Consider the following 20,316-nt stretch of genomic DNA (forward strand, 5'->3'; position numbering starts at 1 on the left):
CGGTGTTGTCAGCGATCGATGGTCTGCGCGAAAGGGTCGTCTAGCAGGCAACGAAAGAGCTTCCGCTGCCGATGATCCAAAGTCCGCTTCAGGCCGAAAGCCCGCGTCGATTCATTCCACTTGGCGGATTGGATGGCTTTGAAAGTGCTCTACCGTTTCGTCAAGCTGCACCCACTTATGTTTCGATTGTTCGAAGACTGACATGGCAGGTGGCGCGAAGGCCGGGTCGGCAAGGGAACCGACCGCCACCCCGATCCAGGACGGCGCAGTGTCGGCCTTCCAATAGACGGTCGAGCCGCATGTTGGGCAAAAATGCATTCGGACCTTGCGACCGCTCTCGGCAGTGCGAATGAATTCTGTAGACGTTCCAGATATTTCGACGCAGCCAATCGAGTAGAAAGCATTTGCGCTGAACGGCGCACCCGTTCTGCGCTGGCAAGCCAGACAGTGACACAGCGCAGTCATTTGTGGCGGCTCGCTGAGCATCAGTCTCAGAGCGCCGCAGGCGCATTGGGCATTGGTCATGGAAACTCCTCCCGCTTGTACGGTGAAATTGCGTTGAATTGGGGGGGGGAAGCGCAGGCCCGAACCGCAAATGGTTAGGGTGGGCGATGCGAAGGGGCTGAGACCTGATACAATTCAGGCTCACAGAAGCTCAAATGTAGATCGCGGAATGCCGAAGTCTAGAGGAAAGGCCATCTGGCCGCGTCAGGCCGGAAGCGGATGCGGCGCCCTCATTGCACGGTCTCAGGTTCTGATCGGTTCTTTGCGGCAAGCTGGATTTCAAATTCCACTGGTGATCTATAGCCAATGGCGGAGTGCAGTCGCTCGCGAGCAAGCGGTAAACAGTGAATCGATGAGCATCTCGAACGATGCTTCAATCCACTGAGCACCACCCGGGCGGGGGGGCGTCGAGCGAGTTTTTCGTTGTTAATGTACGACTTGGGAAGCTACCGACATCAATTCCTCGGAATTCGGTGCCTTGAATGTCTGGAGCCCAGCCTCCAGAACCTCAGTGAAGCTCCAGCGTACGATGCCCTCCCGGTCGATTAGGAACTGACCAACAAGCTGCCCGTGGTCGGCAGTGATCATCTGCTGATCTGCTTCGGTAATCTGATATCCTTCCTTCTCGTTGAGAAACTCGTCCATTGCCATCACGCCCATGGGCTCGGGCAACTCGCCCGGAAGATCGATCCGTATCGCCATGACCGTGTCGATCCCGACCTCGCGTAAGCCGAAGGCTTGGTGCGAAGCCCGTACCGGGTCGGAAGCAGCAAGAAGATCGGGTATCGGATGGTAACGGAAATAGAGCCGCGCGCGTTCGACCGGGGTGTTCACCACCGCCAGGGATTGGACGCCTTTCTCACGCAGCATCGGGTTGAGATATGCCATGGCCGCGACATGGCGCCGGCAGAACGGACAATGCAGGCCTCGAAACAAACCGATCAACAATGGGCTGCGGCCGCGAAAATCATCAAGTGCGATCTTCCCCTCGCGAGAGATCGCATCAAACACAAGGTTCGGGACCCGGTCGCCCGGTTGTAGTGGATGGTCGACATAGCGCGTGGACATGGACAACCTCCTCGCTCGGGGATCAGTCGAGAAAAGGCAGTGCTTCGAGGTCGAGATTGAGCGTTGCAGGGCCTGACCTCTCGTCTTACCGCACCGCCAGGATCCGATCTAAGAATGGCCCCACATTGGCCCGCGGGCAAGCGGTAAACAGCGAATCGTGAATGGAAAAAGCCCGTTTTCTGCAAACTCTGATTTTTTTAGCGGCCGTAGAGGCCGACACGGAAAATTGCGCTGGGGGACCAGCCAATTTTGCGTTCAAGCGGTGTGGGGCCGCGTAGCGGAGGTTAAGCCCGGATTTTCGACTTTTTCAACACTATCGGCGGGAAGGAAGCGGACACGAAGCCCCTATCGCAAAGTCTCAGGTTCTGATCGGTTCTTTGCCGCTCGACAGGGAATAGCCCTGCAGCCAGCGGCTTGGGCTGCGGTGAGGGGCCAGTCTTGCTGGCCCCTTATCCCTTATCCCTTATCGCTTATCCCTTGTCAGATATCGCTTGCAGCGCTCGACCAGAGGTCGGCCGCTTCGGCGGCCGTCATGCGCCGCACCTCGGCCTCGTGACTGCGGCTGGCGAAGAGTTCGCTCGCCATGATCTGCTCGGCAAGGTCAGCCGGAAGCGAGAGGATGACGCGGGCTTCGCCATTGTGCAGGCCGCCGAGTTCGGTGCGCTTGCCGGTCACCATGCCGCCGGCGACCGTGTTGTTGGTCTCCGGATCGATCAGGATGAAGGAGCCGGACAGCCGGTTCTGCTCATAGGGGTCGAAGATCGCCGCTTCGTCGAAGATGAGCCGGACTTTGCCGATGGCATTCATGTAGAGCCGTTGGGCGGCGTTCCAGGTGCCGGTCTTCAGTTCCAGCTGGCTGAGCGGCTGCACCTGCACGCGCTGGCGGCGGCTGCCGCTCTTCAGCCAGTAGCGTTTGCCGGGCTCGATACCCTCAGGCTGCAGCGCCACGATCTGCGCGTCGAAGGCAAGGCCGACCTGCGGTTGGGCGTCGATTGAGACGATCATATCGCCGCGCGCCACATCGACCTGGCGGTCGAGCACCAGCGTGATCGCGTCGCCGGCAACGGCCGCGTTGCGGACGAGATCGAAGGTGACGATCTTGGAGACATTGGCGACCATGCCCGACGGCAGGATCATGACGCTGTCGCCGGGCTTGACCGAACCGCCGGCAACCGTGCCCTGATAGCCGCGGAAGCTTTCGCCGGGACGCGAGACGCGCTGGACCGAAAGGCGGAAGCCGACCGTCTGCGACGAGCGCACGGTGGCAAGCTCGAGCGTCTCCACCAGCGACGGGCCGTTGTACCAGGGCATGGCGGCCTGGCCGGAATAGACGACGTTTTCGCCCTTCAGCGCCGACATCGGAATGGCGGTGATCTGCTTGACGCCGAGCGACAGGGCAAATTCCCGGAAATCATGGCTGATCTTGTCGAAGCCGGCGCGGTCGTAGCCCGTCAGGTCGATCTTGTTGACGGCAAGCACGAATTGCTTGATCCCGAGCAGCGAGGCGATCGTTGCGTGACGGCGCGTCTGCTCGAGAATGCCGAAGCGCGCATCGACCAGCAGGATGGCGAGATCGGCGGTCGAGGCGCCGGTCGCCATGTTGCGGGTATATTGCTCATGGCCGGGCGTGTCGGCGACGATGAAGGAGCGCTTGTCGGTCGAGAAATAGCGATAGGCGACATCGATGGTGATGCCCTGTTCGCGCTCGGCCTGCAGGCCGTCGAGCAGCAGCGCGAAGTCAGGCAGTCCGAGATCGTTCTGCTTGCCGGTGGAATCGCGCTGCAGGGTGGCGGCCTGGTCTTCCTTGACCGCCTTGGTGTCCCAGAGCAGGCGGCCGATCAAGGTCGACTTGCCGTCATCGACGCTGCCGCAGGTGATGAGGCGCAGCGGCCTGGTATCGCGCAGGGCCTTGAGCGGCTCGGCGGCGGGCAGGCTGACGACGGTGGCGGCCGAGACGGCGGTTTGGGCTGCGGTCATCTCAGAAATATCCTTCACGCTTCTTCTTTTCCATGGAGCCGGACTGGTCGCGATCGATGGCGCGGCCCTGGCGTTCGGACACCGTTGCAATTTCGAGTTCGGCAATCACCTCTTCGAGGGTGGTGGCCTGTGAGCGGATGGCGCCGGTCAGCGGGAAGTCGCCGAGGGTGCGGAAGCGGATCATGCCTTCCTGGCGGACTTCGCCGGGCAGCAGTTCCAGGCGCGGATCCTCGGCCAGGGTCATCATGCCGTCACGCTCCACGAAGGGCCGCTTCTTGGCGTAATAGAGCGGCACCAACGGAATGTCTTCGGCCTGGATGTAGCGCCAGATATCGACCTCCGTCCAGTTCGACAGCGGGAAGGCGCGCACGCTCTCGCCCTTGCGGATCATGCCGTTATAGATGTTCCAGAGTTCCGGCCGCTGGTTGCGCGGATCCCAGCGATGGTCGGGCGTGCGGAAGGAATAGATGCGCTCCTTGGCGCGGCTGGCTTCCTCGTCGCGCCGCGCACCGCCGAAAGCGGCATCGAACTGGCCGGCATCGAGCGCTTGACGCAGGCCTTCGGTCTTCATGATGTCGGTGAAGGCGGCCGATCCATGCGTAAACGGCGTGATGTTTTCGGCTTTGCCGCGCGGATTGATGTGCTCGATCAGATCGAGATCATACTTCTTCGCGGTCTCGTCGCGGAAGGCGATCATCTCGGAAAACTTCCAGCCGGTGTTCACATGCAGCAGCGGGAAGGGCACGCGGCCGGGATAGAAGGCCTTGCGCGCCAGATGCAGCAGCACCGAGGAGTCCTTGCCGATCGAATAGAGCATGACCGGACGCTCGAATTCGGCCGCAACCTCGCGGAAGATGTGGATGGATTCGTTTTCCAGCGCTTTCAGATGCGGGTCGAGCGGCGCCTTGGCGCTCTGCGGATTGCTGAGTTCCGTATCCGGACGGCTATCGGGCATGTTTTACTCCAGGCTATCGGTCGTTTACGGCTCGCCGCAAAACAATTCCTTGATGTTGACTTCCCCGGGAATGTTGGCTTTCCCAGGGAATGTTGACTTTCCCAAGGCTGCGGCGGTCGCCGCGCCCTGATTGGGAAAGCCGTGGGGTGATTTACTGTGCGGCGATCGCTGCGGCCTCTTCGGCGACATGCAGGCCGCATTCGCGCGTTTCGTCCTGCTCCCACCACCAGCGGCCGGCGCGTTCCGGCTCACCGGGCTTGATCGCCCGGGTGCAGGGCTCGCAGCCGATCGAGGGATAGCCGCGAGCGTGCAGCGGGTTGACCGGCACGCTATTTGCGGAAACGAAAGCCTTGATCGCCTCGATGTCCCAATCGGCGAGCGGATTGACCTTCAGCAGGTGGCGTTCGGCGTCGTATTCGGCAAAGGGGGTTTCGGCCCGATTGTTCGATTGGCCGCGGCGCAGACCGGTGATCCAGATCGCAGCACCTTCGAGGGCACGGGCAAGCGGCTTCAGCTTGCGCACGCCGCAACAGGCATGGCGGGCTTCGACGCTCTCGTAGAAGCCGTTGAGGCCGTATTGCGCCGCATAGGCGTCGATATCGGCCTTCTCGGGTTCGTAACGATGAATGCGGAGGTCGTACTGGCTTTCGGTCTCTTCGATCAGTGCCAGTGTTTCCGCAAACAGCCGGCCGGTCTGCAGCGTGGCGATATCGATCGGCAGGCGGTGCGTGCCGATCTCGGCGGTGATCACCTGGTCCTCGATGCCGAGTGACGTCGTGAACACCACGCGGCCGCCAAGGCCGGAGACCAGCGACAGACGTCCGGCAAGATCAAGGCCCGCCAGTCTGTCGTTCAGCGCCTCGGCTTCCGCAATCGGCCCTTCTTCCGCAATCGTATTGATAGCAGTCATGAGAATCCTGTCCTTTGTTGACTGGAGTATCGCAGTTCAGGCAGGGATCGGACAGAAAAAGGGATTTCGAAAGCTGCGGCCGGAAGAGCAAATATCTCTCCGAAGCTGCCGCGATGCAGAAAAGCAGCCGCCTGCGGACAAAAATCCACATCGGCAGCTCGAATGTCTATAGAAATAGTAGAGTTACACGCAGCCTGTCAATCCGAAATCTGAAGTGATGCCGAAAATGGTGCAGAAGGCGCGGTTTTGGCATAGATTAAGAGAGCTTGGCCGAGAGCAAAAAACAAGGCCAAAACGCTTGTCTCTCAAGGCTTTCTCCGGCGCGTTCAAATTCCGTTCATGCTGGTTGTGCCATAGAGGTGAAAGTACTTCCGTAGCAGTGCGGAGATTCGCACTGCCTGTGTGTGTCGATGGTCAAAAATGATTACGCAAAAGGCGAAATATGCGCTGCGGGCGCTCACGGTCTTGGCTGATGCCGATGCCGACGAACCGGTGATGATTTCCGATATCGCGGCGCAGCAGAAGATCCCGAAGAAGTTCCTCGAACAGATCCTGCTCGACCTGAAACATCACGGCGTCGTCGCCAGCCGCCGCGGCAAGCAGGGCGGTTACCTCCTGTTGAAACCCGCCCACACCATTACCTTCGGCGAGATCCTGCGCATCATCGACGGCCCGATCGCCCCGCTGCCGTGCCTCTCGATCACCGCCTACCGCCGATGCGACGATTGCGACGGCGAACAGAACTGCCAGATCCGCCACGTCTTCGCCAAGGTGGCGGACGCCACCCGCAAGGTGCTGTTCTCGACGACCATCGCCGATGCCGTCGCGCCAACGCACACCGCCGAAGTCACCCGTCTGCTGGCCTGAGCATCAGGGTGAACTGACGCCCGCATCTTTCTTCAAGATTTGGTGAAATCCCTTTTCTTCCAGCCTTGGTGCTCCACCTGCCTGCCCAAACGGCTACAGCGCCGCGCGTCTTTAGACGCGCAAAGGACGCTGTAACACTTTGAATTGCTGCATACTTCCTCAAATCGCCTCCGATTTGAGGAAGTATGCAGTGGGGAGGATATCATGTCTATAATTTCAGCACAGCGGCTAGAGCAATTCCAGCAAAAGTGCATAGCGGTTTTGCGTCCGGAATTGCGTGAAAACAAAGAGATAGGGCATTTCCGTGGTTCGAAGAAAAACGGAAATACTCTAGCGGCTGCGGCCATGCTTTCCGTGGTTTTTGCCACCGGCGCAATTGCCCATCACGGCTGGTCGTGGGCCGAGGCGGACCAGATCGAGCTTGCCGGCACCATCGAGAAGATCTCCATGGGCGGGCCGCATCCGACCCTCAATGTCGCGACCGCTAATGATGGCGTCTGGCTGGTCGAGCTCGGCAATCCGCGCCAGACGGAACGCTCCGGCTTCGTCGAAGGTGTGGCCAAGCCCGGCGACCAGGTGGTCGCCCTTGGAAACCGTTCGCAGGATCCAAAGGAGAAGCGGATGAAGGCGGTGCGCCTCACCATCGGCGAGAAGCGCTACGATATCTATCCCGACCGCATCAAGACGAACTGACCTCTGGGCGAACTGAGCTGTGATCGACATTCTCGAATGGCTGTCGGCAACGACACCTGCGGTCGCGCTCCGGCGCTCCGGAACACTTTACATGTTCGTCAACGCGGCCCATATCCTGGCGATCGGCCTTCTCATCGGCGCTATCCTGCCGCTTGATCTCAGGCTCGCCGGCTTCTTCCGCAAGCTGCCTATTGAAGTCGTTGCCCCGTTTCTCTCCCGCTCCGCCGGCGTCGGCCTTGCCGCGGCTATTCTAACCGGCTTCTGCCTCTTCAGCGTCCGGGCGGTCGAATATGCCGCCAATCCCGCCTTCCTCGCCAAGCTCGGGCTGATTGCCTTCGGATTACTCAACGTGCTGGTGGTGCATACCGGGCAGGGTTGGCGAACGGCAACCACCGTCGGCATTCTTCGCCCTGCCATAAGAGTTTCGGCGGCTCTGTCGGCGGCGACATGGATCGCCGCACTTGTGGCGGGACGCTGGATCGGATTTCTCTGATGTGATCGCTCCCGATTTTCTCAACCGCGGCGCATATGAATTGCGCCAGGTGGAGGGGAGTTGAATATAACACGATGATCCATCATATTGCATTGCAATTGCAACGCATGAGGAACGTCATGAAAACGGCATCTCTCCCGTCCCTTCGCGTGGATCCTGAATTGCGCGCTGCCGCCGAAAGCGTTCTCAAAGAAGGCGAGAGCTTGTCGTCGCTGATAGAGGACTCTCTTCGCCGCCAGATCGATTATAGAAAGACCCAAGCGGAGTTCATCGCGCGGGGTCTGGCTGGCTTGGCGGACGCAGAGCGGACCGGTGTGTTTTACACAACGGACGACATTCAGGAGTTGATGCGCAAAAAGCTTGAAAAGGCGAAAGCCCGCAAAGCTGCACAGCAGAAATGACCTTCGGGCTAAAGTATACTCAGACCTTCTATGAAGATCTGGACCGGCTCGCCGATTTTCTGATCGAACGTGATCCGGATTTGGCGGAACGTGCCATCAACGCCATCCAAAAAGCTCTGATGATACTTCAGGATTTCCCGCTAATGGCCAGACGCGCCTCTGCGGATGATCCTTTGCTGCGCGAGCTCGTCGTACCATTCGGTTCTGCCGGATATGTCATTCTTTTCAAAGTGATGAGCGAAACGAGCGTCATTGTCCTCGCCGTCCGTCACCAGCGCGAAGAAGATTACCACTGACTATCTGTCGCTGACGGCCGCGCGCGGGTTGACCCAGGGTACCTGGTTCGAGCGCGCCAGCGGCTGTTTGCCGAGGATATGGTCGGCCGCCTTCTCTCCGGTCATGATCGAGGGTCCGTTCAGATTGCCGTAGGTGACGTGCGGGAAGATCGAGCTGTCGGCGACACGCAGGCCATCGACGCCGATCACCCGCGTTTGCGGATCGACCACGGCCATCGGGTCGTCCTTGGCGCCCATGCGGCAGGTGCCGCAAGGGTGATAGGCACTTTCCAGATGCTCGCGCAGGAAGGCGTCGATCTCTTCGTCGCTTTGCACGCCTTCGCCCGGCTGGATCTCCGGCCCGCGATAGTCGTTGAAGGCGCTCTGCCCGAAGATCTCGCGGGTGAGGCGCACGCAGTGGCGGAACTTCTCCCAATCCTCGGCATGGCTCATATAGTTGAAGCGCAGCACCGGATCGGCCTTGGGGTCGGCGGAGCGTAAGCTCACGCTGCCGCGCGATTTCGACAGGTTGTAGCCGACATGAACCTGGAAACCGTGGCTTTTCGCCGCCGCCTTGCCGTCATAGCTGATTGCCACCGGCAGGAAATGATACTGGATGTCGGGTTGCTTCAGCCCCGGCGCGGAGCGCAGGAAGGCACAGGCCTCGAACTGGTTGGAGGCGCCGAGCCCGCCGCGCGAGAGCAGCCATTGTGCGCCGGCCACCCCCTGCCAGAACCACGGCAGCCAGGAATAGAGCGACACCGGCTTGGTGCTCACCTGCTGAAAGTAGAATTCCATATGGTCCTGCAGATTGGCGCCGACGCCCGGCCTGTCGGCCTTCACTGCAATGCCCATGTCCTGCAGATGAGCGCCGGGACCGATGCCCGACAGCATCAAGAGCTTCGGCGAATTGAAGGAGGAGGCCGAGACGATCACCTCGCGGTTCGCCTTCACCACCTCTGTTCTGCCGTTGCGGTCGATCTCGACGCCTGTGGCACGTCCGTCCTCGATCACGATCTTCTGCGCAAAGCCGTAGACGATCCTGACATTGTCCCGCTTCAGCGCCGGTTTCAGATAGGCATTGGCAGCAGACCAGCGGCGGCCGCCGAAGATGGTCTGCTCCATCAGACCGAAGCCTTCCTGCTTGCTGCCGTTATAATCCTCCGTCGTCTCGAAGCCCGCCTGTTTGCCGGCGTCGACGAAGGCGCGGAAGAGCGGATTGGTGAAGCCGCCGCGCTGGACATGCAGCGGCCCATCGGTGCCGCGCCAGCCCTCTTCGCCGCCATGCGAATGTTCCATCCGCTTGAAATAGGGAAGCACGTCGGCATAGGCCCAGCCGCTGGCGCCGAGCTCCTCCCAGCGGTTGAAGTCCTCGGCATGGCCGCGCACATAGACCATGCCATTGATCGAGGAGGAGCCGCCGATCACCTTGCCGCGCGGCGCGGTGATGCGCCGGTTGTTGAGGTTTGCCTCGGGCTCGGACAGATAACCCCAGTTATATCTCTTCATGCTCATCGGCCAGGCAAGCGCTGCCGGCATCTGGATGAACGGCCCAAAATCGCTGCCGCCCGCCTCGATGACGATGACACTGTTCTTGCCGTCTTCCGACAGACGGTAGGCGAGGGCGGAGCCGGCGGAGCCCGAGCCGATGATGACGAAATCTGCTTGCATCTACTTGTTTCCCTCGAGCAGCCATCATCCGGCTGCTTCTTGTTTTTCCCAGAACCTGCCCCTCATCCGCCTGCCGGCACCTTCTCCCCGTAAACGGGGCGAAGGGACATGCCGCACCAGCTTCCCCCAACCTCGACGCTGCGTTTGGCACGTCCCCTCTCCCCGCGAGCGGGGGTCCGGAGGACGGGTCGAGACGAGTGGCTCGACCCCGTTAGGGTGAGGGGCAAAGGCAAGGGCAGATGTGTTTCAATTCAATAAGGCGCCACCACCGGCCCCATGCCGACATAGACCGTCTTCAGCTCGGAATAATGCTCCAGCGCGGCCAGCGAATTCTCGCGGCCGAAGCCGGATTGTTTCGAGCCGCCGAAGGGGATTTCCACTGGGCAGAGATTATAGGTGTTGATCCACAGCGTGCCCGCCTCCAGCCGGTCGACGACGCGGTGGGCGCGGGTGAGGTCGGCGGTAAAGACGCCGCCGGAAAGGCCGAATTCGCTGGCATTGGCCCGCGTAATCACCTCGTCCTCGGCGTCGAAATCGAGCACTGACATGACCGGCCCGAAGATCTCCTCGCGGGCGATGCTCATGTCGTCGGTGACATCTGCAAACACCGTCGGCTGCACATAATAACCTTCGCCGGAGACGTTGTTCGGAATGCCGCCGCCGGCAATGAGTGTTGCGCCCTCGGCCTTGCCCTTCTCGATGTAGGAGATCACTTTCTCGCGCTGCGCCCAGGAGACCATCGGCCCCACCTGCGTCGCCTCGTCCATCGGATCGCCGATCAGCATCGCCTCGGTGCGGACCTTCAGCCGCTTCAGGAATTCGGCCTTAATAGCCTTCTGCACGAAGACGCGCGTGCCGTTCGAGCAGACTTGGCCGGTCGAATAGAAATTGCCGAGCATCGCGCCCCCGACCGCCGAATCGAGATCGGCATCGTCGAAAACAATCAGCGGCGACTTGCCGCCGAGCTCCATCGTCACGTGCTTGAGGTTGCCGGCGGCAGCCGCCGCCACCCTGCGCCCGGTCGGCACCGAGCCGGTCAGCGACACCTTGGCGACATCGGGATGGTTGACGAGCAGCGGCCCGGTGTCGCGGTCGCCCTGGATCACATTGAAGAGCCCCTTCGGCAGTCCCGCCTCGTGCAGGATCTCGGCGATCTTCAGCGCCCCGAGCGGCGTGTTCTCGGACGGTTTGAACACCATGGCATTGCCGCAGACAAGCGCCGGGGCAGCTTTCCAGCAGGCGATCTGCTGCGGATAGTTCCAGGCGCCGATGCCGACGCAGACGCCGAGCGGCACCCGCTTGGTATAGGCGAAATCCTGGCCGAGCGGGATCTGCGAACCGTTGAGACCGGCCGGCGCAATGCCGCCGAAGAATTCGAAGGCATCCGCACCCGAGGTCGGGTCAGCGACAACAGTCTCCTGGATCGGCTTGCCGGTATCGAGCGTCTCGAGTTCGGAGAGCGCCCGGTTTCTCTCGCGCATGATGTCGGCTGCCCGTTTCAGGATGCGCCCGCGCGCCATCGGGCTCATCGCCGCCCATTCCGGCTGGGCGCGTTTGGCCGCGGCGATCGCCCGTTCGACGATCGCGGGCGTTGCGGCATGCAGCCGGGCGATCACCTCGCCGGTCGCCGGATAGAGGCTCTCGATGACGGTGCCGTCGGTATCCTCGACATATTCGCCGTCGATGAAGTGCGAGGCTTTCGGCTGGGCTTTCATGTCATTTGTCCTTGGGTGGTTCGATGTGGTCGTCCCTTCTCGCTCCGGGGAGAGGGGGAGGCGGTGGCCAAAAGCGCATTCAGATAATCTTCCGTCAGCGCGATCGAAGCTTCAATGCCGATCGGCGCGGATTTCAGACTTTGCCTGATATAGAGCCCGTCGATCATCGCCGCAGCGCCTTCGGCGATGCGTTCTGCGGCGTCAGCTGGCAACAGCGCCTTGAGGTCGGCCAGCAGATTGGAGCGCAGCCGCCGCGCATAGATCACCAGGAAGCGCCGCGTCTCTTCCGAGCGCTGCGCTTCGGCGTAAAAGGCAAGCCAGGCGGCGATCGTCTCCGGCGCGAACTGGTCGGCGTGGAAGCTGACGCGGATGACGGCCGAAAGCCGCGCGCGCGGCGTACTGGCGGCCGCAAGCGCCGTCACCGTATCGTTGCGCAATTGTCTTAGAAGCGAGCGGATCGTCTCGATCAGCAATTGCTCCTTGCTGCCGAAATAATGATGAGCCAGGGCTGGCGACACGCCGGCCTGCCGGGCGATGTCGGACATGGTGACGGCAAGCGAGCCGTGATCGCCGATCACCCGCAGCGCCGCATCGACAAGCGCCTTGCGGCGCACCGGCTCCATTCCGACCTTCGGCAACAAACCACTCCTATGAAATCAGCGGCAGGTTATTTTTGATTGACTGATCAATCAATAAAAATCTTTCTCGATTTGCTCGAACGCAGATCTTTCCCTGCCGAATTGCTGCAACATATTCTCAACCTGTCAGGAGGTGCACCATGGCCGATGTCTTCGAGGGGACGCCGACATCTTCGCTGCAGTCGAAATGGATCTGGTTTGCCGGTCTCGGCGTGCTGCTGCTCGTCTGCGGTTTGATCGCGCTCGGCAATCTGATGCTCGCCACCGTCGTCTCGGTCTATTACGTCGGCATGCTGATGCTGGCCGGCGGCGTGATCTATCTCGTCCATGCCTTCCAGGTGCGCGGCTGGGATCATGTGCTGTTCTGGATACTGAGCGGCCTGCTCTATGTGCTTGCCGGCATCTGCGCCTTCATCAATCCGATCCTGACCTCGGCGGCGCTGACGCTGTTTCTCTCACTCGCACTCGTCGTCGCCGGTGTCTTCCGCACCTGGGTCGGCATGCGCATGAAGCCCACCAAGGGCTGGCGTTGGATCGTCGCAAGCGGCGTGATCACCGCCCTTGCCGGTTTCGTCATCGCGCTCGGCTGGCCGGTGAACAGTCTGTGGATCCTCGGCCTGTTCCTGGCCGCCGATCTCATCGTCCAGGGCTCGACGATGATTGCCTTCGGCCTCGGCATCCGCAGTTGAAACTGATGCCGCTGACCGTTCTTTTTTGACAAGACCCGTTCTTTTTTGACAAGACTAGGACAGGGGATTAGACTTAACGGGTTACAGACCGGTCTCGAGTAAGCGAACGGTCTGAGTGCGAATGCACCAAGGCACCGGCGAGATCGCCGAGAATGCTGAAAATGGTCATGCGTCCCCCAGAGGCAGGGTTCTGCCTGATCAGCAAAGGGAGGAAGTTCATGCCGATGGTCACCGTTTCCATCTCTCCGCAACAGGCAGCGGGCATCCGCGCCGCCGTCGATAATGGCGGCTATGCCTCGAGCAGTGAGGTTGTCCGCGAGGCGCTGCGCCTCTGGGATACCACCCGCAAGCTCAATGAGTTCCGGGACGATATTCTTGACGACGACGCTCCATCCGGCGGCAGATGCGTCGCCGACATGTTCGCCGATCACGAGGCGGAGCGCCGTCGCTCCGCCTGAGCAAGTGTTTGATTGCATTGGAAAAGTTGAATAAACGCGAAACGCGTAGGATGCCTTTGCGCGTTTCATAAAACTTTCACACTGGCGAAAGAGTTCATTGATCCTTCTGCGGCATGTTCCGGACGAAAAAGAACAAGTCACAGTGGAGATCGGCCCACAATGAAGACCAGCATATCCTTGGCTGCCACCGTCGCGCCGGATGTCCTGCGCCGCTACGCCAGCGATCAGATCGTCACCCTTGCCAAACTCGTCGTCGAGAATGCCTTCCAGCCGATCGTCGAGGCCGGCACCGGCACGGTTTTCGGCTACGAATCCCTGATGCGCGGCCAGGAACGCATCGGCTATGATACGCCCCTCGAAATCCTCGACGAGGCTCACCAGGCCGGCCAGCTGCTGCAGCTCGAACAGATGGTCGCCAGCCGCGCGCTTGCCAAATTCGCGACGCTATCGAATTTCTCCACCTCGACGCTGTTCCTCAATCTCGATGTCCGGCTGATCCCGCATGGCGAGCACCTGGTCGAGAGCCTGCTGCAGCATCTGCGCAAGGCTAATATTCCGCCGTCCTCCGTCTGTTTCGAATTCTCCGAGCGGTTCGACAATACCAGCGTGCCGGAATTTTCCGGCCTCGTTTCCAGGCTGCGCAAGGCCGGTTTCAAGCTGGCGATCGACGATTTCGGCGTCGGTCATGGCGAGATGAAGCTGCTCTGCGATTATGCCGTCGATTATCTCAAGATCGACCGCCATTTCGTCGCCGAGATCGACCGCAGCCCCCGCAAGCGCCATCTCTTGAAGAGCATCGTCAACATCGCCCATGTGCTCGGCACGCGCGTCATCGCCGAAGGCATCGAGACCGAGGCCGAATTCATCGCCTGCCGCGAATATGGCGTCGACCTCGTTCAGGGCTGGTTTATCTCCCGTCCGACGACGCATATGTCTGAGCTGGCGCCGTCCTTCCCGCATCTGCAGGAGCTCGGCAAGAGCAAGCGGGGCAGCCAGTCACTCGACGAAATCCTCATCCGCAAGCAGATCGAGCTGCTGCCGACGGTCTATGAGAATGACGGCATCGACAGCGTCTTCGAACTCTTCCGCCGCAATCCACGCCAGGCTTTCTTTCCCGTCCTCAACGCCAATGACGAGCCACGCGGCATCATCCACGAGCATCACCTCAAGGAATATATCTACCAGCCCTTCGGCCGCGATCTCCTGAAGAACAAGATGTACGAGCGCAGCATCTCGCATTTCGTCGAGATGGCGCCGATCGTCGGCCTCGACAGCGACGCCGAGCATCTGATGGCGATCTTCGCCAATATGGAAGGCAGCAACTGCCTGATCCTGACCGACAATATGCGTTATGCCGGGGTCGTCTCCGCCGCATCGCTGATCAAGGTCATCAACGAGAAGCAGCTGAAGACCGCGCAGGACCAGAACCCGCTGACCGGCCTGCCGGGCAATCGCGCCATCCGCGATTTCATGCGTCAGTCCGGCCGTGACGGCGATGAGCTCCGCCACTTCTGCTATTGCGACTTCGACAATTTCAAGCCGTTCAACGATGCCTATGGCTTCCATCTCGGCGACCACGCGATCTCGCTGTTTGCCGCGCTGATGCGCCGTTATTTCTTCGCCGAACGCCATTTCCTCGGCCATGTCGGCGGCGACGATTTCTTCATCGGCATCGTCGGCTGGACCAAGGAGGAACTGACGGAGATCCTCGACCGGCTGATCAGCGATTTCCACGACGACGTGCGGGATCTCTATTCCGACGAGCACCGCGCCGCCGGCCGCATCCTCGGTCACGACCGCACCGGCGCCGAAGCTTTGTTCCCGCTGATGCGCTGCTCGATCGGCGTCATCGAACTGCCGGAGGGCCTCGTCATCGACGATATCAACCGCGTCAGCGCCGAAATTGCCATCATCAAGTCGGCTGCCAAGGACAGCGAGGAAGGCCTGGTCTTCCACCTGCTGGGCGAGGCGAATTGACGCCTCTGCCACATCAAGCCTTCCCAAGCCTGCGGGGCTGATTTATTTCCTGTGTCCAGCGAATAGAGCAATTCCCAGCAAAAGTGCGAAGCGGTTTTGCGTCCGGGATTGCGTCAAAGCAAAAAGGTAGAGCGGTTCTCAACCGCTCTAGGGAGGAGCCGGGTCATGCCATTGCCTCAGGAAATGCGTTTCGTCGATCTGCCGTCGTTCGGCGGGCCGGAGGTGATGAGGATCGGCAGGCGGCCGCTTCCTGTGCCCGGCGACGGAGAGGTCCTGGTGCGGGCCGAGGCGATCGGCGTCAACCGCCCCGATATTGCCCAGCGCCAGGGCAGCTATCCCCCGCCCAAGGATGCGAGCCCGATCCTCGGCCTGGAATTGTCGGGCGAAATTGTCGCCGTCGGCCCGGGCGTCAGCGGCTATGGCGTCGGCGACAAGGTCTGCGGGCTCGCCAATGGCGGCGCCTATGCCGAATATTGCCTGCTGCCGGCAGGCCAGATTCTGCCCTTCCCTAGGGGTTATGACGCGGTGAAGGCGGCCGCTTTGCCTGAAACCTTCTTCACCGTCTGGGCCAATCTCTTCCAGATGGCCGGGCTGACGGAAGGCGAGACGGTGCTGATCCATGGCGGTTCCAGCGGCATCGGCACGACGGCGATCCAACTCGCTCGCGCCTTCGGCGCCGAGGTCTACGCGACGGCGGGCTCGAAGGAGAAATGCGAGGCCTGCGAAAAGCTTGGCGCCAAACGCGCGATCAACTACAGGACCGAGGATTTCGCCGAGGTGATCAAGGCCGAGACCGGCCAGGGCGTCGATATCATCCTCGACATGATCGGCGCCGCCTATTTCGAGCGCAACATCGCCTCGCTGGCCAGGGACGGCTGCCTGTCGCTAATCGCCTTCCTCGGCGGCGCTGTCGCCGAAAAGGTCAATCTCTCGCCGATCATGGTCAAGCGCCTGACGGTTACCGGCTCGACCATGCGGCCGCGCACGGCGGAAGAAAAACGCGCCATCCGCGACGATCTGCTCTCGGAGGTCTGGCCGCTGCTCGAAGCCGGCACCGTCGCCCCCGTCATCCACAAGGTCTTTGCCTTCGAAGAGGTCGTCGAAGCCCACCGGCTGCTGGAAGACGGCAACCATATCGGCAAGGTCATGCTGCGCGTCGGCTAGAGCAATTCCAGCAAAAGTGCGCAGCGGTTTTGTGTCCGGAATTGCGTGAGAACAAAGAGCAATTCCAGCAAAAGTGCGCAGCGGTTTTGCCAGGCAAAGCGCGAAGTGCTTTTGCCGGGAATTGCGCGAGAGCAAAGAGATAGGGCGCTCTTAGCGCGTCCTATCGGACGCGCGGCGCGGTAGTGTCAGCGACACGCCGACGGCGAGAACACCGGGCAGCGCCATCAGCAGATAGAGCCAGTGCGCCGCCGAAAGCGCGCCTGATATGCCGCAGGGATGAACGAGGCCGGCGCCATTGGCGATGACGCCGGCAAAGGCAGCCCCGAACGCCGCGCCGAGCGAACTCATCGTCGGGATCGCGGCAGAAGCCTTGTCCTTCTCGTTGTCGGCGACGAGCCTCAAAACCATGGCGACGAGATGCGCCCAGCCGAGACCGATACCGAAGCCCATCATGAACATGCCGATCGCCGCCGGCACGATGAGGAGCATATGCCCCTCGGGATTGTCCTTGGCGAGGAAGACGGCGAGGCAAGCGGTCGCCGCCGCCTCGATGAGGGCGCCAATGACGATTGCCGCGTACGCCCGCCTGCCGGTCAGCGAGCCGCTGAGGAAGGCCGCAAACGTCCATCCGAGGGCAACCAGCGCCACCAGATAACCCGATGCGAGTGGAGCCACCCCATGCAGGGTCTGCAGGAAATAGGGAATGAAGACGTCGCTGACGAGAACGACGGTCATGGCGAGCATCGCCAGGTAGACCCGGGAAATCGGCTGGGAAAGGCTGACGGCGCCAGAGGGCAGCAGGCGGTTCGGGCTTCTGCCCTCGATGAAGATCATGCCGGCGACCGCGACGACCGAAGAGGCGATCAGCGCGACCTTCGTGGCTGTCGTCTCGATCGCGCCGGCCGTGCTGACCATCAGGACGGCGGCAAGCAGCAGCCCGATCTGGGCAATCGGCGTCTTTACCTGCTCGCGGTCGTCCTCGACCTCTGGCAACAGCCGCGGCGCCAGGAAGGCCATCAGCAGGCCGAGCGGCACGAGCACGATGAATGCGTAGCGCCAGGCGTGGCCGGATGAAAAGAAGCCGCCGAACGTCGGCCCGATGACGGTCGCCACCCCCCAGATCGCGGCATAGAGCGTCGAGGCCTTCGGCCATAGCGGCTCGGGATAGACGAAGCGGATGAAGGCATAGCCGAGGGCGGCAAGCGCCCCAGTTCCCAGACCCTGCACCGCGCGTCCGATCAACACCACCGGCATCGACGGTGCGGCTGCGGCAATCAGGCTGCCGACGCCGAAGACCAGTGCCGCGATCACGTAGACGGATCGAAGTCCGATGCCGCGCGGCCGCATGGCGACGAAGATCGAGCCGAGCACGGCAGCGGCGACAAACAGGCTGGTGACCCAGGAAAACAGCGCGAGGCCGCCGATATCGCGCACGATCGAAGGCGCGATCGTCGCCATGATGTAACTCTCCACCGCATAAAGCGTCACGCCACCGGCCAGCATCAATGTTGCCGGCAGGAGCTCCGGCAGGAAGAGGCGGAAGATGGAGTTGGCGCTGGGGATGGCTGCTGTCTGGTCGATATTCGACATGGGAGGACCCCGAGATTTTTGCTGGCGAAGGATTATTTTCCAAGTTATAAATTGGAAAATTACACGCCGTTTCGAATTAAACAAGACTTGACTTGGAAAATATGCGCCAGTCCCCAGCCAACCGGATCCTGATTCTGATAAAAACCGACGGCCCGCAGCTCGCCGCAGCGATCGGCGATGCGCTAGGCATATCGGGCGAGGCTGCCCGCCAGCAACTGTCGAAGATGGCGGAGGAGGGGCTGGTGGAACCGGTCACTGTTGCCGCCGCGGGCCGTGGCCGGCCGCGCCAGCTCTGGCACCTCACAACGAGCGGCAACCGCCAATTTCCCGACGGCCATGCCGAGCTGACGGCAAACCTCCTCGGTACGCTCGTCGAACAGCTCGGCCCCGCAGCCCTCGATACCGTCATCTCCGCCCGTGAGGCCGAGACGCTGCAGCGCTATCGGCAGGAACTCGGCAAGGCGCATGACCTTGCCGCGCGCGTCGAAGGCCTTGCCGGCATCCGCACCCGCGAGGGCTATATGGCCGATCACTGGCAGGAGGCGGACGGCGCCTTCATGCTGGTCGAAAACCATTGCCCGATCTGCGCCGCCGCCACCGCCTGTGCCGGCTTCTGCCGCTCCGAACTCGAAACCTTCCGCGCCGTCCTTTGTGCTAAGGTCGAGCGCAGCGAACACATCCTCGCCGGCGCCCGCCGCTGCGCCTATCGCATCACGCCGCGTTGACGGATATCGCTCGCAAGCGGCTCGCACTTCACGCCGGTTGCCGCGCCTGCCGCCAGCTGCTTTCGAGATAGAGCAGCACTCCGATCGATGCGAGACCGGCGGCCGCGCCGACGAAGGCGGTGCCGGAATAATCGCTGATCGCGGTGCCGAAGGCGAAGAGCCCGGCGCTAATGCCGGTGCCGATGAAAGTGTTCAGCGAAATCAGCGAGGTTCCGAGCCCCGGTCGGTCGGCGATCAGGTCCTGCAGATAGGTGATCGGCACGCTGAGGATCGCTGCCGCCCCGCAGGCATTGACGAGGAGCAGTGCATAGATGTGCCAGGGCGCGGAAGCAAAACCAAGCAGCAGCAGATAGACGCAATAGATCAGCGCGCCGAAGGCGAGCACATGCACGGTCCGGAAGCGGCGCTGCGCAAAGCCCCACATCATCATGAACGGCATCTCGAGCAAGGCCGTCAATCCGGCGATGAAGCCGACATCGACCACGCTTCCGCCGGCCGCATGGGTGATGATCAGCGGCAGGAGCATGCTGTTCAGCCGCTGCAGCCCGAACAGCATCGCCATGACGATAACGCGTGAAAGCACATAGGGCATGAAGATCCGCTTCAGCGATGCCAAGAAGCCGGGCTGATCGGGGGACGGACCGGCAGTGCCGTTTCCGGGCGCGAAGAAGAAATACAGGCAGAAGCAGGTGCAGCTTGCCAATGCCGCGATCCCATAGGCCGGCGTCATCGACGGCGAACTGACGAGATAGAGGCCGATCAACCCCGGCGCCAGCGCCCATGAGCCGGAAAAGAGCGCCCGCACCGTTGCGGTGATCGCCGCCCCCTGGCCGCGGTCCATCTGGTTGGTCCTGGCGCGCAGGCTGGCAAACAGCAGCGAATAGGTGGAATTGCTCATCGGCACCAGCAACAGCGTCGAGAAGATGAAGACCACGGGGCTATGAAAGATCGCGATCGACCCGAAGCCGAGCATGCCGGCGACGCAAAGCCCCAGCACCAGCGGCCGGCGCTCTTTCAGCCTGTCCGACCAGATGCCGAGCGTCAGGCTTGTCGTGACGTTGACGATCGCCGAGAAGAACACCAGCGCCGAATAGGCGCCATTGCTCAAGCCGAGTTCGTTGATCCCGATGATCGACTGGTAGGGCGCGGTCGAAGCATAGGTGAAGGCGAGCGCGACGAGGGTCACCGTCGGAATTCGGATCCTGTTGTCGCGAAGGATCAAGGAAAAGGTGGATGGCATGGGGCGGTTCCTGATGCACCACTCTTAGCTGCATCGGACTTATCAGAGAAACGATAGTTTTAGATTGCTTCGGTCAATTTATGTGATGAATGTTTGGACGATGTGATCGCGGTCCGAGCCCACGGCGAGGCTGAGCGCCTAGCTCAGAATTTCGCGACCAAACTTGAGAGCCAGAAGTCGATTTGCCCGAAGGGAAGCACATTTCCCAAAAATCCGACCAGAGCTGACGTGCTGACGATCAGCGCTAGCCCCAGAAGTGTTCCAAGGATTATTCCAACGCTCGCCTTTGCCGGCCGGCGTGCCAGC

Annotated in this window: 20 protein-coding genes; 10 read left to right on the plus strand and 10 right to left on the minus strand. The window is 61.4% G+C overall.

Features of this window, described 5'->3' with window-relative positions; translation table 11 throughout:
• Positions 1 to 111: 111 nt before the first annotated feature.
• The 5 genes from CUJ84_RS04510 to CUJ84_RS04530 form a co-directional block, all read right to left on the minus strand.
• The gene (locus tag CUJ84_RS04510; RefSeq protein ID WP_105005352.1) at positions 112 to 525 is read right to left on the minus strand and encodes a GFA family protein; all 414 of its coding nucleotides are present in this window, start codon (positions 523 to 525) and stop codon (positions 112 to 114) included.
• Between the two features lie 405 nt (positions 526 to 930).
• Positions 931 to 1,572 (minus strand): peroxiredoxin-like family protein, encoded by a 642-nt coding sequence (locus CUJ84_RS04515; protein WP_105005353.1) that lies wholly within the window; start codon positions 1,570 to 1,572, stop codon positions 931 to 933.
• 480 nt (positions 1,573 to 2,052) lie between these two features.
• Positions 2,053 to 3,549 carry a sulfate adenylyltransferase subunit CysN gene (gene cysN, locus CUJ84_RS04520; protein ID WP_105005354.1) on the minus strand — a complete coding sequence of 499 codons (1,497 nt, stop codon included), beginning with the start codon at positions 3,547 to 3,549 and terminating at the stop codon, positions 2,053 to 2,055.
• 1 nt (position 3,550) lies between these two features.
• Positions 3,551 to 4,504: a sulfate adenylyltransferase subunit CysD gene (gene cysD, locus CUJ84_RS04525; RefSeq protein ID WP_105005355.1), complete on the minus strand. Its 954-nt coding sequence runs from the start codon at positions 4,502 to 4,504 to the stop codon at positions 3,551 to 3,553.
• A 151-nt stretch (positions 4,505 to 4,655) separates the two neighbouring features.
• Positions 4,656 to 5,414, minus strand: coding sequence for a phosphoadenylyl-sulfate reductase (locus tag CUJ84_RS04530; protein ID WP_105005356.1), 759 nt, complete (start codon positions 5,412 to 5,414; stop codon positions 4,656 to 4,658).
• Between the two features lie 420 nt (positions 5,415 to 5,834).
• On the opposite strand from CUJ84_RS04530, the gene CUJ84_RS04535 reads away from it, so the two are divergent.
• From CUJ84_RS04535 to CUJ84_RS04555, 5 genes are all read left to right on the plus strand, one after another.
• A complete protein-coding gene (locus CUJ84_RS04535) occupies positions 5,835 to 6,281 on the plus strand; it encodes an RrF2 family transcriptional regulator (protein ID WP_105005357.1) in 447 nt (148 codons plus the stop codon).
• 345 nt (positions 6,282 to 6,626) lie between these two features.
• Positions 6,627 to 6,974 (plus strand): DUF6152 family protein, encoded by a 348-nt coding sequence (locus CUJ84_RS04540; protein WP_105005358.1) that lies wholly within the window; start codon positions 6,627 to 6,629, stop codon positions 6,972 to 6,974.
• A 19-nt stretch (positions 6,975 to 6,993) separates the two neighbouring features.
• Positions 6,994 to 7,467 carry a DUF6644 family protein gene (locus tag CUJ84_RS04545; protein ID WP_105005359.1) on the plus strand — a complete coding sequence of 158 codons (474 nt, stop codon included), beginning with the start codon at positions 6,994 to 6,996 and terminating at the stop codon, positions 7,465 to 7,467.
• Positions 7,468 to 7,586: 119 nt separating this feature from the next.
• A complete protein-coding gene (locus CUJ84_RS04550; protein WP_003546405.1) occupies positions 7,587 to 7,868 on the plus strand; it encodes a YlcI/YnfO family protein in 282 nt (93 codons plus the stop codon).
• Entirely contained in the window at positions 7,865 to 8,164 is a 300-nt protein-coding gene (locus CUJ84_RS04555; protein WP_105005360.1) for a type II toxin-antitoxin system RelE/ParE family toxin, read from the plus strand. Before CUJ84_RS04550 ends, CUJ84_RS04555 begins: the two co-directional genes overlap by 4 nt.
• On the opposite strand, the gene betA is transcribed toward CUJ84_RS04555, so the two are convergent.
• From betA to betI, 3 genes are all read right to left on the minus strand, one after another.
• Positions 8,165 to 9,814 carry a choline dehydrogenase gene (gene betA / locus CUJ84_RS04560; protein ID WP_105005361.1) on the minus strand — a complete coding sequence of 550 codons (1,650 nt, stop codon included), beginning with the start codon at positions 9,812 to 9,814 and terminating at the stop codon, positions 8,165 to 8,167.
• A gap of 251 nt (positions 9,815 to 10,065) precedes the next feature.
• Entirely contained in the window at positions 10,066 to 11,529 is a 1,464-nt protein-coding gene (betB, locus tag CUJ84_RS04565; protein ID WP_105005362.1) for a betaine-aldehyde dehydrogenase, read from the minus strand.
• The gene (betI, locus tag CUJ84_RS04570; RefSeq protein ID WP_105008087.1) at positions 11,526 to 12,152 is read right to left on the minus strand and encodes a transcriptional regulator BetI; all 627 of its coding nucleotides are present in this window, start codon (positions 12,150 to 12,152) and stop codon (positions 11,526 to 11,528) included. Before betI ends, betB begins: the two co-directional genes overlap by 4 nt.
• Before the next feature lie 155 nt (positions 12,153 to 12,307).
• Here betI and CUJ84_RS04575 point away from each other — a divergent pair, with 155 nt between their 5' ends.
• The 4 genes from CUJ84_RS04575 (at position 12,308) to CUJ84_RS04590 (ending at position 16,455) form a co-directional block, all read left to right on the plus strand.
• Complete coding sequence (locus CUJ84_RS04575) at positions 12,308 to 12,856, plus strand: HdeD family acid-resistance protein (RefSeq protein ID WP_105005363.1); 549 nt, start codon at positions 12,308 to 12,310, stop codon at positions 12,854 to 12,856.
• 218 nt (positions 12,857 to 13,074) lie between these two features.
• On the plus strand, positions 13,075 to 13,314 hold the full coding sequence (locus CUJ84_RS04580; RefSeq protein WP_027685520.1) for a ribbon-helix-helix domain-containing protein: 240 nt from the start codon (positions 13,075 to 13,077) through the stop codon (positions 13,312 to 13,314).
• Between the two features lie 159 nt (positions 13,315 to 13,473).
• Positions 13,474 to 15,291, plus strand: coding sequence for a GGDEF domain-containing protein (locus CUJ84_RS04585; protein ID WP_245457529.1), 1,818 nt, complete (start codon positions 13,474 to 13,476; stop codon positions 15,289 to 15,291).
• A 165-nt stretch (positions 15,292 to 15,456) separates the two neighbouring features.
• Positions 15,457 to 16,455, plus strand: a complete 999-nt coding sequence (locus CUJ84_RS04590) for an NAD(P)H-quinone oxidoreductase (protein ID WP_105005365.1) — start codon at positions 15,457 to 15,459, stop codon at positions 16,453 to 16,455.
• 150 nt (positions 16,456 to 16,605) lie between these two features.
• Here the strand turns inward: CUJ84_RS04590 and CUJ84_RS04595 are convergent, their stop codons facing one another.
• Complete coding sequence (locus CUJ84_RS04595) at positions 16,606 to 18,045, minus strand: MFS transporter (protein ID WP_105005366.1); 1,440 nt, start codon at positions 18,043 to 18,045, stop codon at positions 16,606 to 16,608.
• Between the two features lie 101 nt (positions 18,046 to 18,146).
• Between CUJ84_RS04595 and CUJ84_RS04600 the strand changes: the two genes are divergently transcribed.
• Positions 18,147 to 18,770: a helix-turn-helix transcriptional regulator gene (locus tag CUJ84_RS04600; RefSeq protein ID WP_105005367.1), complete on the plus strand. Its 624-nt coding sequence runs from the start codon at positions 18,147 to 18,149 to the stop codon at positions 18,768 to 18,770.
• A gap of 28 nt (positions 18,771 to 18,798) precedes the next feature.
• On the opposite strand, the gene CUJ84_RS04605 is transcribed toward CUJ84_RS04600, so the two are convergent.
• Positions 18,799 to 20,010 carry an MFS transporter gene (locus CUJ84_RS04605; RefSeq protein WP_105005368.1) on the minus strand — a complete coding sequence of 404 codons (1,212 nt, stop codon included), beginning with the start codon at positions 20,008 to 20,010 and terminating at the stop codon, positions 18,799 to 18,801.
• Positions 20,011 to 20,316: the final 306 nt, after the last annotated feature.

This window comes from Rhizobium leguminosarum, assembly GCF_002953715.1.
GTDB classification, from domain to species: domain Bacteria; phylum Pseudomonadota; class Alphaproteobacteria; order Rhizobiales; family Rhizobiaceae; genus Rhizobium; species Rhizobium leguminosarum_V.

Excerpts from the sequence above, each read along its gene's own strand:
- betA (WP_105005361.1), bottom strand. The coding sequence starts at position 9,814 with ATGCAAGCAGATTTCGTCATCATCGGCTCGGGCTCCGCCGGCTCCGCC.
- CUJ84_RS04605 (WP_105005368.1), bottom strand. The coding sequence starts at position 20,010 with ATGCCATCCACCTTTTCCTTGATCCTTCGCGACAACAGGATCCGAATT.
- CUJ84_RS04540 (WP_105005358.1), top strand. The coding sequence starts at position 6,627 with ATGCTTTCCGTGGTTTTTGCCACCGGCGCAATTGCCCATCACGGCTGG.
- CUJ84_RS04555 (WP_105005360.1), top strand. The coding sequence starts at position 7,865 with ATGACCTTCGGGCTAAAGTATACTCAGACCTTCTATGAAGATCTGGAC.
- CUJ84_RS04535 (WP_105005357.1), top strand. The coding sequence starts at position 5,835 with ATGATTACGCAAAAGGCGAAATATGCGCTGCGGGCGCTCACGGTCTTG.
- CUJ84_RS04585 (WP_245457529.1), top strand. The coding sequence starts at position 13,474 with ATGAAGACCAGCATATCCTTGGCTGCCACCGTCGCGCCGGATGTCCTG.
- cysN (WP_105005354.1), bottom strand. The coding sequence starts at position 3,549 with ATGACCGCAGCCCAAACCGCCGTCTCGGCCGCCACCGTCGTCAGCCTG.
- betB (WP_105005362.1), bottom strand. The coding sequence starts at position 11,529 with ATGAAAGCCCAGCCGAAAGCCTCGCACTTCATCGACGGCGAATATGTC.
- CUJ84_RS04575 (WP_105005363.1), top strand. The coding sequence starts at position 12,308 with ATGGCCGATGTCTTCGAGGGGACGCCGACATCTTCGCTGCAGTCGAAA.
- CUJ84_RS04590 (WP_105005365.1), top strand. The coding sequence starts at position 15,457 with ATGCCATTGCCTCAGGAAATGCGTTTCGTCGATCTGCCGTCGTTCGGC.
- betI (WP_105008087.1), bottom strand. The coding sequence starts at position 12,152 with ATGGAGCCGGTGCGCCGCAAGGCGCTTGTCGATGCGGCGCTGCGGGTG.
- CUJ84_RS04515 (WP_105005353.1), bottom strand. The coding sequence starts at position 1,572 with ATGTCCACGCGCTATGTCGACCATCCACTACAACCGGGCGACCGGGTC.
- CUJ84_RS04595 (WP_105005366.1), bottom strand. The coding sequence starts at position 18,045 with ATGTCGAATATCGACCAGACAGCAGCCATCCCCAGCGCCAACTCCATC.
- CUJ84_RS04550 (WP_003546405.1), top strand. The coding sequence starts at position 7,587 with ATGAAAACGGCATCTCTCCCGTCCCTTCGCGTGGATCCTGAATTGCGC.
- CUJ84_RS04580 (WP_027685520.1), top strand. The coding sequence starts at position 13,075 with ATGCCGATGGTCACCGTTTCCATCTCTCCGCAACAGGCAGCGGGCATC.
- CUJ84_RS04530 (WP_105005356.1), bottom strand. The coding sequence starts at position 5,414 with ATGACTGCTATCAATACGATTGCGGAAGAAGGGCCGATTGCGGAAGCC.
- CUJ84_RS04510 (WP_105005352.1), bottom strand. The coding sequence starts at position 525 with ATGACCAATGCCCAATGCGCCTGCGGCGCTCTGAGACTGATGCTCAGC.
- cysD (WP_105005355.1), bottom strand. The coding sequence starts at position 4,504 with ATGCCCGATAGCCGTCCGGATACGGAACTCAGCAATCCGCAGAGCGCC.
- CUJ84_RS04600 (WP_105005367.1), top strand. The coding sequence starts at position 18,147 with ATGCGCCAGTCCCCAGCCAACCGGATCCTGATTCTGATAAAAACCGAC.